At 59.8% G+C, this 16,331-nt stretch carries 17 protein-coding genes; 9 read left to right on the top strand and 8 right to left on the bottom strand.

Features of this window, described 5'->3' with window-relative positions; translation table 11 throughout:
- Positions 1-5 precede the first annotated feature (5 nt).
- Entirely contained in the window at positions 6-1,826 is a 1,821-nt protein-coding gene (gene menD, locus ACVW0C_RS07710; RefSeq protein WP_457384817.1) for a 2-succinyl-5-enolpyruvyl-6-hydroxy-3-cyclohexene-1-carboxylic-acid synthase, read from the top strand.
- On the opposite strand, the gene miaA is transcribed toward menD, so the two are convergent.
- Positions 1,750-2,814, bottom strand: a complete 1,065-nt coding sequence (gene miaA, locus ACVW0C_RS07705) for a tRNA (adenosine(37)-N6)-dimethylallyltransferase MiaA (protein WP_457384816.1) — start codon at positions 2,812-2,814, stop codon at positions 1,750-1,752. The genes menD and miaA overlap by 77 nt on opposite strands.
- Positions 2,815-3,091: 277 nt before the next feature.
- Between miaA and ACVW0C_RS07700 the strand changes: the two genes are divergently transcribed.
- Positions 3,092-3,793: a hypothetical protein gene (locus tag ACVW0C_RS07700; protein ID WP_457384815.1), complete on the top strand. Its 702-nt coding sequence runs from the start codon at positions 3,092-3,094 to the stop codon at positions 3,791-3,793.
- A gap of 87 nt (positions 3,794-3,880) precedes the next feature.
- Here ACVW0C_RS07700 and rpe read toward each other — a convergent pair whose 3' ends face one another.
- Complete coding sequence (gene rpe, locus ACVW0C_RS07695; protein WP_414408814.1) at positions 3,881-4,591, bottom strand: ribulose-phosphate 3-epimerase; 711 nt, start codon at positions 4,589-4,591, stop codon at positions 3,881-3,883.
- 105 nt (positions 4,592-4,696) lie between these two features.
- Entirely contained in the window at positions 4,697-5,008 is a 312-nt protein-coding gene (locus ACVW0C_RS07690) for a hypothetical protein (RefSeq protein ID WP_457384814.1), read from the bottom strand.
- 149 nt (positions 5,009-5,157) lie between these two features.
- On the opposite strand from ACVW0C_RS07690, the gene ACVW0C_RS07685 reads away from it, so the two are divergent.
- The gene (locus ACVW0C_RS07685) at positions 5,158-5,559 is read left to right on the top strand and encodes a VOC family protein (protein ID WP_414342431.1); all 402 of its coding nucleotides are present in this window, start codon (positions 5,158-5,160) and stop codon (positions 5,557-5,559) included.
- A 2-nt stretch (positions 5,560-5,561) separates the two neighbouring features.
- On the top strand, positions 5,562-7,223 hold the full coding sequence (locus tag ACVW0C_RS07680) for an NAD(P)H-hydrate dehydratase (protein ID WP_457384813.1): 1,662 nt from the start codon (positions 5,562-5,564) through the stop codon (positions 7,221-7,223).
- 23 nt (positions 7,224-7,246) lie between these two features.
- On the opposite strand, the gene ACVW0C_RS07675 is transcribed toward ACVW0C_RS07680, so the two are convergent.
- The 5 genes from ACVW0C_RS07675 to ACVW0C_RS07655 form a co-directional block, all read right to left on the bottom strand.
- Positions 7,247-8,089: an undecaprenyl-diphosphate phosphatase gene (locus ACVW0C_RS07675; protein WP_457384812.1), complete on the bottom strand. Its 843-nt coding sequence runs from the start codon at positions 8,087-8,089 to the stop codon at positions 7,247-7,249.
- 222 nt (positions 8,090-8,311) lie between these two features.
- Positions 8,312-8,830 carry a DUF2808 domain-containing protein gene (locus tag ACVW0C_RS07670; protein ID WP_414418090.1) on the bottom strand — a complete coding sequence of 173 codons (519 nt, stop codon included), beginning with the start codon at positions 8,828-8,830 and terminating at the stop codon, positions 8,312-8,314.
- Positions 8,831-9,166: 336 nt separating this feature from the next.
- Complete coding sequence (psbZ, locus tag ACVW0C_RS07665) at positions 9,167-9,352, bottom strand: photosystem II reaction center protein PsbZ (protein ID WP_011433643.1); 186 nt, start codon at positions 9,350-9,352, stop codon at positions 9,167-9,169.
- 142 nt (positions 9,353-9,494) lie between these two features.
- Complete coding sequence (locus tag ACVW0C_RS07660) at positions 9,495-10,187, bottom strand: queuosine precursor transporter (RefSeq protein ID WP_414342434.1); 693 nt, start codon at positions 10,185-10,187, stop codon at positions 9,495-9,497.
- The gene (locus tag ACVW0C_RS07655) at positions 10,187-10,843 is read right to left on the bottom strand and encodes a response regulator (RefSeq protein WP_457384811.1); all 657 of its coding nucleotides are present in this window, start codon (positions 10,841-10,843) and stop codon (positions 10,187-10,189) included. The genes ACVW0C_RS07660 and ACVW0C_RS07655 overlap by 1 nt, the downstream gene beginning before the upstream one ends.
- Positions 10,844-11,094: 251 nt before the next feature.
- Between ACVW0C_RS07655 and ACVW0C_RS07650 the strand changes: the two genes are divergently transcribed.
- From ACVW0C_RS07650 to ACVW0C_RS07630, 5 genes are all read left to right on the top strand, one after another.
- Positions 11,095-12,213 (top strand): class I SAM-dependent methyltransferase, encoded by a 1,119-nt coding sequence (locus ACVW0C_RS07650; protein WP_457384810.1) that lies wholly within the window; start codon positions 11,095-11,097, stop codon positions 12,211-12,213.
- A gap of 162 nt (positions 12,214-12,375) precedes the next feature.
- A complete protein-coding gene (locus ACVW0C_RS07645) occupies positions 12,376-12,837 on the top strand; it encodes a hypothetical protein (protein ID WP_457384809.1) in 462 nt (153 codons plus the stop codon).
- A gap of 110 nt (positions 12,838-12,947) precedes the next feature.
- Positions 12,948-13,292, top strand: coding sequence for an MgPME-cyclase complex family protein (locus ACVW0C_RS07640; RefSeq protein WP_414413585.1), 345 nt, complete (start codon positions 12,948-12,950; stop codon positions 13,290-13,292).
- Positions 13,293-13,442: 150 nt separating this feature from the next.
- Positions 13,443-14,984, top strand: coding sequence for an MFS transporter (locus ACVW0C_RS07635; protein WP_457384808.1), 1,542 nt, complete (start codon positions 13,443-13,445; stop codon positions 14,982-14,984).
- A gap of 139 nt (positions 14,985-15,123) precedes the next feature.
- On the top strand, positions 15,124-16,293 hold the full coding sequence (locus ACVW0C_RS07630) for a glycosyltransferase family 4 protein (protein WP_457384807.1): 1,170 nt from the start codon (positions 15,124-15,126) through the stop codon (positions 16,291-16,293).
- Positions 16,294-16,331 lie beyond the last annotated feature (38 nt).

Here is a 16,331-nt window from a genome sequence, read left to right as displayed (position 1 = left end):
GAAATGTGACTGCTGAAAACTTTGTCCTGCCGAGGCGGCTGGACTGGCGCAACCTCAACACCCTCTGGGGATCCCTATTGGCCGAAACCTTGAGTCGGCTGGGTTGCCGTTTAGCGGTGGTGTCTCCGGGATCCCGCTCAGCCCCCCTGACCTACGCCCTGGCCCAGCACCCCGACATCGAGGCGATCCCGGTGCTGGATGAGCGGTCGGCAGCCTTTTTTGCGCTGGGATTGGCCCAGCAAACCCGGCGGCCCATTCCCCTGGTGTGTACTTCCGGCAGCGCTGGCGCTCACTTTTTCCCAGCTCTCATCGAGGCGGCAGAAAGTGGCTGGCCGCTTTTGGTTTTGACGGCGGATCGGCCCCCGGAGCTGCGCCACTGCCGCGCCGGCCAAGCGATTGACCAGGTGAAGCTCTACGGCCATTACCCCAACTGGCAGGCGGAGTTGGCCCTGCCCAGCGCGGATCCAGAAGCCCTGGCCTACCTGCGCCAAACCCTAGTGCACGCCTGGGAGCGCACCCTTTACCCTTTTCCCGGCCCGGTGCATTTAAATGTGCCTTTCCGGGATCCCTTGGCTCCCATTGCTGACGGCAGCACTGCGCCTTTGATTCATTTGCAGGAAGATCCGGAGTTTGAGAAGACCTTTTTTCGTGGAGTTGTTCCGCCATGCACCGGCTCTTCCTTCCAGGCGGTGCGGAGCCCTCTGCAGACGGAGACGGTTTCTTTTTGGCAGGAGTGGCGCGGCTGTGAGCGGGGGGTGATCTTGGCGGGGCCGGCTCAACCGGCGGATCCCCAGCGTTATGTGGAGGCAGTGGCCCATTTGGCGACGGCTTTGGGGTGGCCGGTTCTGGCCGAGGGGCTCTCTCCCCTGCGCAACTACGCTTCCCTCAACCCCTATCTCATCACCACCTACGGTCTCATCCTGCAGCGGGATCGGCCCCAGCTTTGGCCGGAGCAAGTCATCCAACTGGGATCCCTGCCCACCAGCAAAGCGCTGCGGCAAACCCTGGCCAAGGTTGCTCCCCGCGTTTGGCGGTTGGATCCCCGTCCCGACAATGGGGATCCCCTGCACAACCCCACCACCCACTTGCCTTTCGCCGTAGAGGAGTGGGTCGCCGGGATCCCGGAAGCGCCGGCCAAGCGAACAACTTTTCTGCAGGGCTGGCTGACAGCGGAAGCACAAATCCGTGCTGCCCTAGACCAGGCCATGACTGACCTATCGGAGTGGTTTGAAGGCAAGGTTGCCTGGTGGCTGGCCCACCACTTGCCCCCAGAGACTCCGCTGTTTATTGCCAACAGCACGCCGGTGCGGGATGTGGAGTGGTTTTGGCCCCCCAACGACCGCCGCATCCGTCCCTACTTCAACCGCGGCACCAACGGCATCGATGGCCTTCTCTCTACCGCCTTCGGGGTGGCCCACCGGCAGCGCCCGACGGTGTTGCTAACCGGGGATCTGGCCTTTCTCCACGACAGCAGTGGCCTACGGCTCGGCCAACAGGTGCGGGGATCCCTGACCATTCTCCTCATCAACAACCAGGGGGGTGGGATTTTCGAGCTGCTGCCCATTGCTGAAGTGGGCCGTCAAGGGCCAGATCCGCCCTTTGAGCCCTACTTTGCTACTCCCCAGTCGGTGGATCTTGCCCTCCTCTGCCAAGCCCACGGCATTCCCCACCGGCGGGTGGAAAGCTGGCAGGAGCTGGCCCAAGCTTTGGATCCCTTACCTGCCCAAGGGGTGCGGGTGTTGGAGATCCTTACGGATCGCAAGGCCGATGCTCAGCGGCGGCGGGACTGGTTTCAACAGTGGTCGGAGCTGCCATCCAAGCCTTGACCTGCTTCCAGATCTGCTCCGGCAAATCCTCAGCTTCGCAGTCCAGCCACAGGGCCACGCATCGACCCCTTCCCGACAGGGTGCCGTAGGCATGGCCCTTTTGGATCCCCAGCATGGCTCGAAACCAAGTCATCTGCCGTTTGGCAAATTGGCGGGTGCGCCGCACAATCAGGGGCTGCAGCTCGGCTTCCGGGATCCGCCCCTCCAGATAAGCGCCGATTTCCGCGTAGCCCAAAGTATTCAAAAGGGGCAGGTGGGGCCCATAGCGCTCCCGCAGGGTTTTCACCTCCTCGATCCACCCCCGCTCCATCATCTCTGCCGTGCGCCGGGCAATGCGTTGTTCCAAACGGGGCATTGGGCAGCGCAGCCCCAGGATCAAGATGGGGTAATGGGGGGGATGGGCCTGCCGTAGGCTGGAAGCCGGCTTCCCGGTGGTGTAAACGATCTCCAAAGCCCGCAGCGTGCGCACTGCGTCATGGGGATGAATGTGCTGGGCGGCAACGGGATCCAACTGCTGCAGCCAGGCGTAGCGGATCTCAGGGGGCCAAGTTTCCAGTTGTCTTCTCAGTTGGGGCTGCGGGGGTACCGCAGGGATCCCTAGGCCAGCAGTCACCGATTGGATGTAGAGACCGGTGCCCCCCACCAAGATGGGAGTCTGTCCCTGCCGATGGGCCTCGGCGATGCGGGCTTGGGCCGCCTGCTGAAACTCGGCCACCGTGTAGGTGTGGCGGGGATCCACAAAGTCAATCAGCTCGTGGGGCCAGAGAGCCCGCTCAGCAGGGGTAGGCTTGGCTGTGCCGATGTCGAACTCGCGGTAGACCTGGCGAGAGTCCGCATTCAACAACGGGGATCCCAGCCGTTGGGCCAAAAGCAGTGCCTGTCGAGATTTCCCGGTGGCCGTGGGGCCGGCAATGACGATCAATCCCGGCCATTCTGTCCGGTCAGAAGCTGCTGCAGCGGGAATGCCATTCTCGAGGGTAATGCGCATTCGCTACCCAAACCATCGGCAGGGCAGACTGGCAAGCAACTTTCCTCAGAGACCAGATTAAGATTCTCGAAGAACCTTGTCTCTTTGGGTTAGGATCGGTTGCTTACTACCCTGCTTTTTTGCTGTGCTGATCTCATCCTACATTCCTGCTTCGACGGTTTTGAGGGGCAATGGGCCACAGCCGCAGCCAGTGGCGCAGTTTTTACCTCTCCGGCTAGAGCTGTTCGCAAGGCGCGGCCTCAGCCAGATTGGACGGGCAATTGGAACAGGGTTGCTGATGGCTATGCTCATAGGTGTCCCTTGCTCGGCGCGGGGGGAGACCTTGGTGCTCAAGCAGGGAGAAGTGCGCACTCTGCCCCTGTTGCAAACCCGGGCCCGGCTGCCCTTGCAAATGGAAATGCTCTATCTGGGCATGGTCGAGGAGCGCTTCTTGAGCTACGCCCGCGCCAACAATTGGGAGACCCTTTCTAGCGAGCGGGAGGATCCCCGCTGGAGCCGCTGGCAACTGCGTCCTGGGGGTGAAGCCCTTTACCTGCCCGATTCCCCTTCATCTCAGAACTCCTTGGAGCCCCCCATCTATGCCCGTGGGTTTTATGTGCAAGCCTATTTTGTCGGCGGGCGCCTGGCGGGAATGCACCTGATTCGCAACCCTGAAGAGCCGGGCTTCAACTTGAAGGCCCTGCAAAGGCTTATCCGCGCCTGGTTTCCCGATAATCGCCTGATGTTGTATTACCAAGTGTTGCCAGAGGATCCCGAGCAGCAGGTGCTGGGCGCCTATCTGGGCACCATTCCTCCCCCCTACCTTGCCGATATTCGGCGCAACCGCGTGCCTTTTTGTCAGACTTTTCTCAGCCCCACTTCGCCCCAGCCGATCATCCCCCCCTCCGTCGATGTGCCTCCCCATTGCCTGGGCACAACTGCCGTCAACAGCGGGACGGGGCCTCACGCTGCCCAGAAAGGGGCTGCTGCTTTGCGCTAAAGGCACGTGAGGAGTTGGCTCAGCGCAGCGCTGGGGTCAAGCCGGATTTCAGTAAGGGAGCAGTTTCCTTCAAAATGAACTGTCACCTTAAACTGTCACCAGCTCGGGACGGCGGCTGTTGCGAATGCTGCGAATGGCTTCTGCATAGTCTTTGGCCTTGAACACTGCCGAACCGGCCACAATGGCATTGGCTCCTGCCTCGATCACCTGCCAAGCGTTGCTTCCCTTCAAGCCACCATCCACCTCGATCCAGGGATCCAGGCCGCGCTCATCACACATGGCCCGTAACTGGCGAATTTTGGGCACCACTGCTGGAATAAAGCTCTGGCCGCCAAAGCCGGGGTTGACGCTCATGATCAACACCAGATCCACCAGATCCAGCACGTATTGGATCAGCTCCAAAGGGCTGGCCGGATTGAGCACCACGCCCGCTTGCTTGCCCAGATCCTTGATTTGGCTGAGGGTGCGGTGCAGGTGAATGGTGGAGCTGGACTCTGCGTGCACGGAAATAATGTCGGCCCCTGCCTTGGCAAAATCCGCCACATAGTTCTCCGGCTCTACAATCATCAGGTGGACGTCCAGGGGCTTGGCCGTCACCGGGCGCAGGGCTTCCACCACCAACGGGCCAATGGTGATGTTGGGCACAAAGCGGCCATCCATGACATCCACATGGATCCAGTCGGCTCCTGCCTCATCCACTGCCCGTACTTCCTCCCCCAACCGGCTGAAATCGGCTGAAAGGATGGAAGGGGCGATCACAATCGGCTTTTGCCCAGAGGTCGCTGACGGCTGCACCATGGTGAGTCCTGGGGATTGAAAACAGAGAAACGGAGAAACCTGCTCCTCTATGGTACGGGGTTTGATCCCCTTTGCAAAGCGTCATATCCCCTCTCAGCTTGGCACTCAAGGCTCCAGGGGGGACGTGGACTCTGGCGACAGGATCCCGTTCGCGTTGGCGGAACGGAGTCCTTTCAAGCTCGCATCGCCGGGCCACAGACCCTGCAAGACTTGGGCAACACGGTGCCAGGGATCCAGCCGTTCCGCTCGCGGAAGCGGGACGGAGCCCTTGCTGCTTTGAGGCTCTGGAGAAGACTGCTCAGAGGGAGCGGGATCCCTTTCCTCCAGCCTCAGGGAAAGCTGCTGCAACTGCATGTAGATGCTGTTCACGGCCAGCATGGCCAAGACCGTGCCAAAAAACTTGGTGCGGGATCCCATGGGCCAACCCCTGTGCGAAAACAAAGATACGGTTGTCGCGGGTGCGCTAGCTCCACCTTAGCTTACGGGTTTGGCTTGCCGTTCGGAGAAAATATTGATGTTCGCGTCGGCCTTGCAAAGCCCCACGGTCAAGATTTCCCAACAAGACAATGACTGCCCCCCAAAAGCCAACCTATCATCACCTGCACACCGCCCTTTGGGTGAGCGATCTGGCCAGAGCCGAACATTTTTACGGGACAGTGCTTGGGATCCCCAAGGTGGAACGGTTGCCGTTTGACTTTCCCGGCGCTTGGTATCAAGTGGGTTCCTCCCAAATTCATTTAATCGTGGCCGAGGAGCCGATGGATCCACGGCAGCGAAGCGGAACGGGATCCTCAAAGTGGGGGCGTAATCCCCATGTGGCGCTGGGGGTAGATGACTTGGAAGCGGTGAAGGCTCGCCTGCGGCAGGAAGGGTATGAGGTGCAACCGAGCGCTTCCGGGCGAGCGGCAGTGTTCGTCCGGGATCCGGATGGGAATGTGATAGAGCTAAGCTCGATTAGCGCAACTTAGCCATGAGCCATCTCCCCTCAGCAATGCCGCCGGTTGCAACAGCGTTGCGTAGCGATATGGGTTCTCGTTGCCAGTTCGATCCGGCCATCAGCCTGGTCAGTTCCGCACAGATGCAGCGCATTGAGGAGCAGATCTTCTCTGCCGGCATGCCCGTTGCCGCTCTGATGGAGAAGGTGGGGCTGGCCGTTGTTGCTCAGTTGCAGAAGGATTTTCCGCAAGCCCATCGCGTTGGGATCCTCTGTGGGACAGGGCACAACGGTGGCGATGGGTTGGTGGTTGGGCGGGAGCTATGGCTGGCCCAAAAGTCGGTGAAGGTGTGGCTGGGCAAGCCGGATCTCAAACCCCTGACGGCAGACCACGCCCGCTATCTCAAGGCGCTGGGGGCAGAGTTTGTGGAGAGTCTTGAAGAGCTGGCCGATTGCGATTTGTTAATTGATGCCCTGTTTGGGATCGGTCTGAACCGGCCCTTGGGGGAGCCTTGGGCGGGGGCGGTGGGGTGGGCCAATGGCAGTGGGATCCCCATCCTCAGCCTGGATTTGCCGTCTGGCCTCAACGACCAAACCGGGGAAGTCTGGGGCTGCTGCATTCGCGCCAGCCATACCTATACCCTTGGCCTTTGGAAACGGGGGTTGTGGCAGGAAGCGGCTCTGCCTTGGGTGGGACGGCTGCGCCGCATCGAGTTCGGGATCCCCCCTTGGGCCTACCCAGAGGTGGAGGTTCCCCGGTTGTTGCTGCGGCCTTGGCAGCACTTTCCTGCGGATCCCCCTTTGGATACCCACAAATACCGCCAGGGATCCCTGTTGTTGGTGGCAGGCTCGGCAGCCTATGCTGGAGCAGCGGTGTTGGCGGGGCTGGGATCCCGCGCCAGCGGGGTGGGCATGGTGACGATGGCGGTGCCGGCGGAGTTGAAAGGACTGATCCACAGCGCCTTGCCAGAGGTTTTGGTTCATGCCTGGGAGGGGATCCCTTCTCTGCCGCCGGTGGCTGATCGCGACAGCGGGACGAAGTCCTTGAAACCCTTTCAGGCGGTGGCCGTGGGGCCGGGCTTGGGAGAAACCCGTTTGCCCCTGCTGGAGATCCTGCTGCGGGATTGGGCCGGGATCCCCTGGGTGATCGATGCGGATGGCCTCAATGCTCTCGCTGAGATGGGGGTAGAGCGCTTACGAGAAAAAGGGATCCAAGCCATTCTCACCCCCCACCTGGGGGAATTTCGGCGGCTCTTTCCAGGGATCCCGCTCCAGGATCGCCTTGAGGCGGCCCAAAGAGCAGCAGCCCAGAGTGGAGCTGTAGTGGTTTTGAAGGGGGCGCGGACGGTGATCGCCTCTCCCACTGGGGAATGCTGGGTGAACCCAGAGAGCACACCGGCTTTGGCCCGCGGTGGCAGCGGCGATGTCTTGACCGGCTTAATTGGGGGGCTGGTGGCCTGCTCCCTGGGCCGTGAGGTGGGATCCACTCTGGACAGGTTGCGGGCGTCAGCAGGGGGCCGCAGCGTTGCCTCAGCAATGCACAGTACCATCCTCTCCAACTGCGCCTGTGCAGGGGTGTGGTGGCATGCCCAAGCAGCTATCCAGCTGGCGCGGGAACGCGGTCTAACAGGGGTGGATCCGGCCCACCTGGCGGAGCACCTGCCCAAGGCGCTGCAGAGCCTGCGGGAGCAAGGGTGAAGGAAGGAGCTGCAAAACCCAGCCTAGGGTTTCAGGAACCCCAGGGCTAACCCCAAGAAAATGAACAGGCCAAAGCCAATCCGATAGACGATGAACAGCCAGGTGCTGCTGCGCTGCAAAAACTGAATCAGCCAATCGATAGAGAGATAGGAAAAGACAAAAGCAGAAAGAGTGCCCAACCCCTGCGACAGCAGCGCCTCTGCCCTGAACTCGGAGATAAACTCCACAACCCCCGCCAAAAAGAGCGCCGGGATCCCCAGCAAGAAGGAGTAGCGAGCGGCAGCCGAGCGCTGCAAATGGAGAAACAGCCCTGCCGTCAGCGTCGAGCCGGAGCGCGACACCCCAGGGATCAGGGACAAAGCTTGGGCCAGCCCTACCCAGATCCCATCCCCAATGCCTAAGCTGTGAAGGTCTCGCTGGCGTTTGCCCGTTTGCTCTGCCCAGCCCAACAACAAAGCCAAGCCAATGGCTGCAGTGGCGATCACCCACAACTGGCGGGGTGGGGATCCCCAAATGGCCTTGATGGCCCAGCCGGCAACCACAATTGGCACTGTTCCCACCAAGATCCCGACCGACAGCCGCCAAGGCTCCTGCTGAAAATCTCGTTCTCGCCAAGCCTTCCAAGAGCCGAGGATCAACTGGCGCAGGTCAGAGGCAAAGTAGATCAGCACCGCCCCCAAACTGCCCAACTGGATCACCGCCGTAAACGAAGCGCCCGCATCCGGCCACCCCACCAAAGCCGGAAACACCCGCAGATGGGCCGTGCTGCTAATGGGCAGAAATTCGGTGATCCCTTGCACCATGCCCAAAATTAGAGCCTGCCACCAATTGGGATACCAGGTGTCAGCAAGCAACAAGGTAAACACTCCCCCACCCAAACTTGCCGGATTTGCACAATCCCCATTCTTAGAAAAACTCAGAACTCCGGCTTTTTCCAGCAGCCCATACCACGGCGAACAAACACTTGGAGAGGGATCCCACCCCAACTGGCCGGGAACTTGGGTGTCGCTGTCCCAGACCCGCAAAAGGGCTGTGCCTATAGGATCGCCGCAAAGATCAACAGTAGGTCAGATCATCGGGTCAATAGATCAGAAGCCAATCCGCTCTGGGTCTTCAATGGTAATCAGCCAGTTGCCCACATTCCGGAAGAGGGGGTTGGGTTCCGTACCCCGTACCCGCGCCTCCACCCGATAGATGCCGGCAGACGAGGGGTTGCGCACATTGGAGAGCACCAGACGGATCTCCTGACCGGCAGCAATGGGTTGACGGGCCACCACCTCTAGAGAGCGAAACTCCTCGTTCCAGTACACTTGATCCAGCTCTACAGGCCGGCCTTCTACCTCCAGGCGGACACTTTCCGGATCGATGCGGCCATCGAAATTCCTGTCCCCGTTGATCTGCACTTCTGCCACCGCCACATTCTGGGGGGGAATGGTCAGGCGATAGCGATCCAAACGACTGCGAACCCCGCCAAAATCGAGCCGATAGCTGAGGACAGGTACCCCTTCACTGCCGGTGATCACCAAACCCGACTGCGCCTCTGCAGAATGGGGCACCATCAGGGATCCCAGGCTCCCCATCACCAGAACCGCCAAGGCCAGCCTCATGCCTCGCCGGGCAAGGCCAAGTTCCTGCGAACATTTCACTGCTCTCATCACTGCTCTCAACACCCAAACCTCCGCTGGTTGAAACACCTCAGCACCTTCAAAGCTCACTAGCGCGGCCTGTAGACAGCCTGACCGATGGCAAGCAAGGCCGACGCCTCGCCGTCCATTGTAGGGGATGGGATCCCCTCTACCGAGAGAGCCTAGGGCTCACCGGGGTGCGCAAGTACGCAGTTCTGGCAGAGATCTCAACAAGAACTTTGGGCCACCATACCCACAGTGCAGCCCCCCACAGCGCCGATTGTAACGGCAAGATGCCCCTGCCCTTCTACTGCTTCTTCACTTGAGGAAACTCAGCACCCCCACCCCGATCACCATCAGCACCCAGAGCAGGGATCCCACCAAAATCACATTCTTGGCCCGGCTCCAGTCACTGGCTGAGCTGTAGAGCACTGGCACCGCCACCACCAAGAGCAAGCTGTAAAGCACCAACACCAACAAAGCAATTTGGAAAACGAGCATCATCTTGCGGATCCCTCACAAAAGTCTTGTCTTGGATAAAAGCTCCCGGTAACACCGGATGGCAGCAGGATAAATAGGATGACGCTCTGACTATACCAAAATAGGATCCCTCTCAAAGCCAAATCCGTTGGGGCAGTTGATGGACTCACCTGGATACAGGCTGGAGGCGGAAGGGGTTAAAGTCGGTTGCCACATCGAAGTAGTCTTCTTGTTCTTGCTGCTTTAGCCAGCCGGTAATGGCATAGGTCAGGGGCGTGAACGCCGCCTCAACGGCACACTTGAACACATAGTTGGAGAGTATTAAGCTGCCCAGGCCAGGGAACACCCCCCAGAAGGCCAAGGTGACAAACAGTCCAGTATCCACCGCTTGGCCCACCAGGGTAGAGCCGATGGTGCGTGTCCACAGCCACCGTCCCCGCGTCCACACCTTCATGCGGGCCAGTACATAGGCGTTGGCAAAGCTGCCTCCCCAATAGGCGATTAAGCTGGCCAGCACAAGGCGGGGCGTCAGGCCCAGAATCTGGTCGTAGGCTTCTTGATAGGGCCAGTCGGGGGCGGCCGGCAGGGATCCCACGATCATGAATGTCACCGACATGAGGGCCGCCGAGATAAATCCCAGCCAGATCACCCGTCGCGAGCGGGCATAGCCATAGACCTCCGTGAGGATGTCGCCAAAGATATAGCTGAGGGGGAAGAGAATGGTGCCCCCGTCAAAGGTAAAGGGCCCCAGAAGAACGATCTTGGTCGAGGCGATGTTGGAAATCAGCAGCACGGCCACAAATAGAGCCGTCACCGCATCTAGGTGTCGATAAGCTCGCTCAAAAACCCTCTCAGACATCAGGATCCCCCCAACAACTTACGGATGTGCCGCAGCTCCTTGACGATCAAGGCCAAGCCTTGGCTATGCCGTTCCACTTCGCCGGCGAGCTTACGGATTTGTTCTTCCAGGTTAGCGCTGTGGGATTCCTGACGGTCTAGACGCTGGCTGAGGCTGGAAAGCCGCGTCACCACCTCCCGCTGGATCAGGTTTTCCGTGCCTTGAATCAGCAGCGTCTCGATAGCAGTGAGCTTGTTCAAGAGCAATTGGGTGTTGGTTTCCCCTCCAGCCTCCGGGGCAGCTACGGGGGCCACTTGCAGAGCCTTTTGAATTTGTGCAAGGAGAGCCTCCGCCTCAAACGGTTTTTCGATAAAGTCGAAATCGACAAAAGGCTCAGGGATGCGGGCCGTCACCTGCTCCTTCATCCCCGACATCATGATGATGGGGGTATTTTTCAAACTGTCTTCGCGGCGAATAGCCTGCAACGTGTCATAGCCATCCATCTTGGGCATGACAAAATCCAGCAAGATCAGGTCGGGGTGATGTTTTTTGGCCGCTTCCAGCCCTGTCAACCCGTCTTTGGCCTCCACCACTTGGAACTGATCGGCCAAGATGCTGGCCACCATCTTGCGAATCATGATGCTATCGTCAATGACCAACACCGTCTTGGTTGTCATGCTGAGGCGCTCCCTCTTCCCATTGACTCGACCTGATCGGCCCTTTCCTCCAGCCCATGAGGCGAGCGGGGAAATTTTTCTAGGACACCACTAGAGTACTCTCCTGTTCGGCCAGATGGAGCGTGCCTACGAATCCCCTTCCGCCAGGTTTCCCCTGATCCCAGTGGCTGCCAGCTCGGCGCGGCCGCCTTGCTATAATTAAGTGTAAACAAACGTTAAGCCTTCATTCTTCATTCGCACCTTGCAGGGTTATGAGCCTACAACTAAGTCCTGAGCTGTCGCTGCCGATCCCATCTCCAGTCGGAGAAGCTGCCTACCGCGCTTTTCAGTGGGGCAAAAACATCTTCGGCTTTGCCCACAAAGCGCTCTCCACCCAAGCTTCAGATCTGATGCTCTCGGTGCTCAGGGATCTGCAAAGCTTCTCCTCCGGAAGAACCCCGCCGCCGCGGGCCAAGGTGCGGGTGAGCGCTGACACGCTACAGGTGTTGCGGGCCCGTTATGAACAACTCCTGCAAGCGGACTGGCAAGATGCTGAGGCAGGGTACTACCCGCACGCGCTCTTGTTCGACAACCCCTGGCTGGACTTTGCCCGCTATTACCCGCAGGTGTGGTTGGATTTGCCGCAGATTACTCGGCGGGTTCACAGCAAGCGTTACCAAGAGTTTTCTCAAGACATCTCCACCGAGGGCTATCCGAAATACTACCTGCAAAATTTTCATTACCAAACCAACGGCTATCTGAGCGACAGCTCGGCTGAGCTTTATGACCTGCAGGTGGAGCTGCTGTTTGGGGGCACAGCGGATGCAATGCGCCGTCGGGTGATTCGCCTGCTCAAAGATGCCTTGGATCCCACCTTGGTCAGCCCCCACATCCTCGATGTAGCCTGTGGCACGGGGCGGATGCTGCGCTTGCTGCGGGGATCCCTGCCCAAAGCGGCTTTGTACGGTCTGGATCTTTCCCCCGCCTATCTGCGCAAGGCCAACCGACTGTTGCAGGAGCTGCCGGGGGAGCTGCCCCAGCTTATCCGCGCCAACGCCGAGGCCATGCCCTATGCCGACGCCACCTTTGACGCCGTCATCAGCGTTTTTCTCTTTCATGAGCTGCCTGGCCCGGCCAGACAAAATGTCATCAACGAGATGAGTCGGGTGGTGAAGCCAGGGGGCGTGGTGGTCATCTGCGACTCAGTGCAACTGCTGGATTCGCCAGAGCTGAAGGAGACGATGGAAGCCTTTATGCAAACCTTCCACGAACCCTACTACCGCGACTATATCCACGACGATCTGGGGGTGCGCCTGCAACAGGCAGGCTGTGCGGTGTTGCGCCGAGAAACTCACTATGTCAGCACCTACATCCTAGCCCGTAAGGGTTGAGCGCCCTTTCCACAAGCTTAAGAGGAAGAGTAAATCGGCGGTCACTTGTCCAGAGGGTGTATAGTAGTTTTAGACACGAAACCTTGGATGAGAAGACGGGCCACTAACTGGATAACCCTTGGGTGCAAGTCCGTCTAAGATCTTTTTCTTGTACTTAGGCTCATGTCTCACCCTCATGGATCCCTCCGCGCCGGCATTACTGCTCTCAAGCAGGAGCGCTACCTGGAGGCGATCAACCTTCTCGAGTCGTTCTGCTACTGCTGTTCCATCCAAGAGAGACAGGAGCACCGCCTGAGCGAGCGCAATGGCTCGAGGGCAGATCCGGAAGAATGCGTTTTGGCTCGTGTGGCTCTGATTATGGCTTATCAGGGCAGCGGCGACTTGGAGCGGTCAACCGCCCTCTGCCAAGAGCTGTTGGAGCAGAAGGAAACTCCTGAGTCCGCTCCTTGGGCTTGGGAGTGGGCAGCTCAGGCTCTGCCGACCCTCAAGCAGGCTTCAGAACACTCCATGCCCCCTGAGGAAGTGATGGCGCGGCTGCCCGTTCTCCGGCAGTTGGAAGACTGTCAGCCCCTGTGTAGCTCCCGCGATCCGGCCCCGCACCTGCTCAAATCTGCCCATCTCTAAAGGATAGAGCCAGAGCTCGCAGCGGAAGCCGTGGACGCCCGACTCTGGCCTTTACTCTTGCATAGTTTCACAGCTTGATAGTTTCACAGCGACCTAGCGATCTTAGTCTTATGTCTGCAGCCGAACTGGCCACCTATCATTTTGTCGTTGCCAGCCTGTCCTTCTTGCGTTCTGAGCCCCTGGAAGAGGTGTTGGAGGAGCGTCGTCGATACTGCGAGGAGCACCATCACCCTGTCGATTTCTTCTGGGTGCCGCAGCCGGCCTTCATGGAGGCTCCAGAGTTAAAGCCCCTGCGGGACAAGTTGAAGGAGCCCCTGGGGGCAGTGGTATCCACCAACGCGGATTTTATTCGTTGGCTGAGCCTGCGCCTGACTTTTGTGGAAAAGGGCAGCTTTGTGGCTCCCAGCGAGTCGATCCCGGATCCCTTGCGCTCCTTGTCTGCCGCAGGAAGCTAGGCCTGCCGATTCCCAAGATTTGGGTTGGTGGATTGGAAGGCGGGCCAAGATAAGATCGGGGCACCCCATTTCCACTTTTGTTTGCTGACGGGATCCCATTCTGTTGTGGGGCCGACGTCGGGGAAATGGGCAGGTCACCTGGGGAGCATCATGACTTGGGAGCAACGATGGGATTGGCCACAAGGAGGGGCAGGGATCTGCCACCCCAGTTCCCCTCTCCAGAATCCCCCACCTGCGTCAACGCCAACTTGGGGGCTGAAGTCAGAAGCTCTCTTGCCTGAGCCGACAGCAAGCCCCGCCCTCAGCTCGCCGGAGTGTTCTCCTGGGGATCCCCTGCCAGAGCCACCCCCTGAGGATCCCGAAAAAGGGCAAAAGGAAGAGGAAGATCAAGGTCTGGCTGAGCCGGGCCTGAGAAACTTTCTTGCCGTGCTGCGCCGGCGCAATTTCCTGCTGCTGTGGATGGGGCAGGCGTGTTCCCAGTTGGCGGACAAGGTGTTGTTGGTGCTGCTGATTGGGTTGGTTGCCCGCGAATTTCAGCCGGAAGGGGCTTCCATCAGCGGTTGGGTCTCGGCCATCATGCTGGCTTTTACGCTGCCGGCGATGCTATTGGGCAGCCTGGCAGGGGTATTTGTGGATCGCTGGCTGAAAAAAGGGGTGTTGGTGCTCTCCAACCTGGGGCGCGGGATCCTGGTGCTGCTGTTGCCGCCGCTGCTTTGGCTTACCGCTGGGCGCGACCTTTGGCCGGGGATCCCCTTGGGGTTTGCGGGGCTGTTGCTGGTGAGCTTTGCCGTCTCGGTTCTAACCCAGTTTTTTGCTCCTGCCGAGCAGGCGACTTTGCCCCTGATCCTGCCGAAGCGAGAGCTGCTGGCGGCCAACTCCCTGTACACCACCACGATGATGGCTTCGCTGATCGTCGGGTTTGCTGTGGGGGAGCCGCTGTTAACCCTGGCGGATCGTTGGATACGCCATTGGTTGCCGGGCTGGGAAGTGGGGCCGGAGCTGTTGGTGGGAGGAGCCTACCTCTTGGCGGGATCCCTGCTATTGCTGCTGCAACCCCACGAGAAGCTAGAGCCCCGGCGTTGGGAAGTCCCCCACCTCTGGGAAGATCTCCGCTTGGGCCTGCACTATGTTGGCCAGGTGCCCCTGATCCGAGCTGCCTTGGTGCAGGTGGTGGTGCTCTACTCGCTGTTTGCGGCGCTGGCAGTGTTGGCGGTGCGCATGGCCGAAGTGATGGCAGAGCTGAAGCCAGATCAGTTCGGGGTGTTGTTGGCCGCTGCTGGCCTAGGCATGGGGATCGGCGCCTTTTGGGTGGGCCATACGGGCCGACGGGTGAGCCGCCGCGCCTGGATTGGGCTGGGATCCCTGCTGCTCTGTGGGGCTCTAGCAGCCCTCTCCTGGACGACCCACTGGCTGCTGCCCAGCTTGGGCTGGATTGCCCTGTTGGGCTGTGGGGGGGCTTTGGTGGCGGTGCCGATGCAAACCTTGATCCAAGAGGAAACGCCTGACCATCTGCGGGGCAAGATTTTTGGGCTCCAGAACAACGCCGCCAACATTGCCCTCAGTTTGCCGCTGGTGTTTACGGGATTGGCGGAAGCTTGCTTTGGCCTTCCCTGGATGTTTGTGGCCCTGGCTGTTCTGACGGGGCTGGCGGGGCTGTACACCTGGAGCTTATTGGGCAGAGAGGCCCCCTAAATCCTGCCGCAGCGCCAGGCTGGATACCCTCTTCTGGGGGAACGGGCCAAGGCAGGAGCCAACTCTGCTACTCTTGTAGAGGTTTAAGAATCGAGACTCCCTTTGCAGCTCAGCGTTTCAGCTCCGCGGGGATCCGCCCATGCACATCGCCTGGATAGGCAAAAAGACACCTTTCTGTGGCAACGTCACCTATAGCCGCGAGATGACCAACGGCCTTTTGGATCGAGGGCATCAAGTGAGCTTTTTTCACTTCACCAACGAGGGCCAACCGCCCGCCCTGGATCCTGGAGGTGAAGGCTGGAGGGCGGAGCTGGATCGTCGAGACGTTTCCCTCCCCTGTCTGTACAAGTCGCAGATCTACACGATCCCGGCCCCCAACGCCAAGCGGTTGCTCACCCAGGCCCTCAAGGAATTGCAGCCGGATCTGGTACATGCCTCCTTGACCATTTCTCCCATCGACTTTGTGCTGCCGGAGATCTGTGCTGAGCTCAACCAGCCGCTGGTGGCCACCTTCCACCCGGCCTTCGACCGGCGGCGGCGCAACATCGCCTCTCGCACCCAATACTTGGCCTACCAGCTCTACGCCCCGTGTTTGGCCAACTATCACCGCACCATTGTCTTCTCGGAAACGCAACGGGAGATCTTGGTCAAACTGGGGGTGAGCCCCCAGCAGGTGGTGGTCATTCCCAATGGTGTGGATGTGGACAAGTACGCGCCTGGGCCCTCCACCCTCAAACAGCGGTTGGGACTGGAGCGGATCTTCGTCTATCAAGGGCGGGTCTCGCCGGAAAAAAACCTGGAAGCCCTACTCAAGGCTTGGAAACACGCCCAAATGGGGGAGAAGTGTGGTCTGCTGATCGTGGGGGATGGGCCACTGCTCAACACCCTCAAGCCCTGCTACACCCTTCAACATGGGATCCACTGGCTGGGCTATATTGCCGACGAGCAGCAGCGCATCGAGATCTTGCGAGGGGCTGATGTGTTTGTTTTGCCCTCCTTGATCGAGGGGCTCTCTTTGTCGCTGCTGGAGGCGATGGCCTGTGGGCTGGCAGCAGTGGCCACCGATGTGGGTGCCGATGGCGAGGTTTTGGCCGATGGAGCCGGGATCCCGCTGGATCCGACACGGGTGACAGCAGAGCTGCAAACGCTGCTGCCTTTGCTGCGGGATCAACGGGAGTTTACCCAACTGCTGGGGATGAAGGCCCGCCAGCGGGTGCTGGAGCGCTATACCCTCAGCCACAACCTCAGCCAGGTGGAACAGCTCTACCGAGAGCTGTGCCAGGGATCCCGTCAGCATCGCTGGGTGTGAGGGATGAGTGTGATGAAGCTTGTGATATTTTTGCTAAG

It is taken from the genome of Thermostichus sp. OS-CIW-26 (assembly GCF_054058395.1).
Note: the sequence above shows the minus strand (reverse complement) of the source record. Positions and strands in the feature narration are given on the sequence as shown.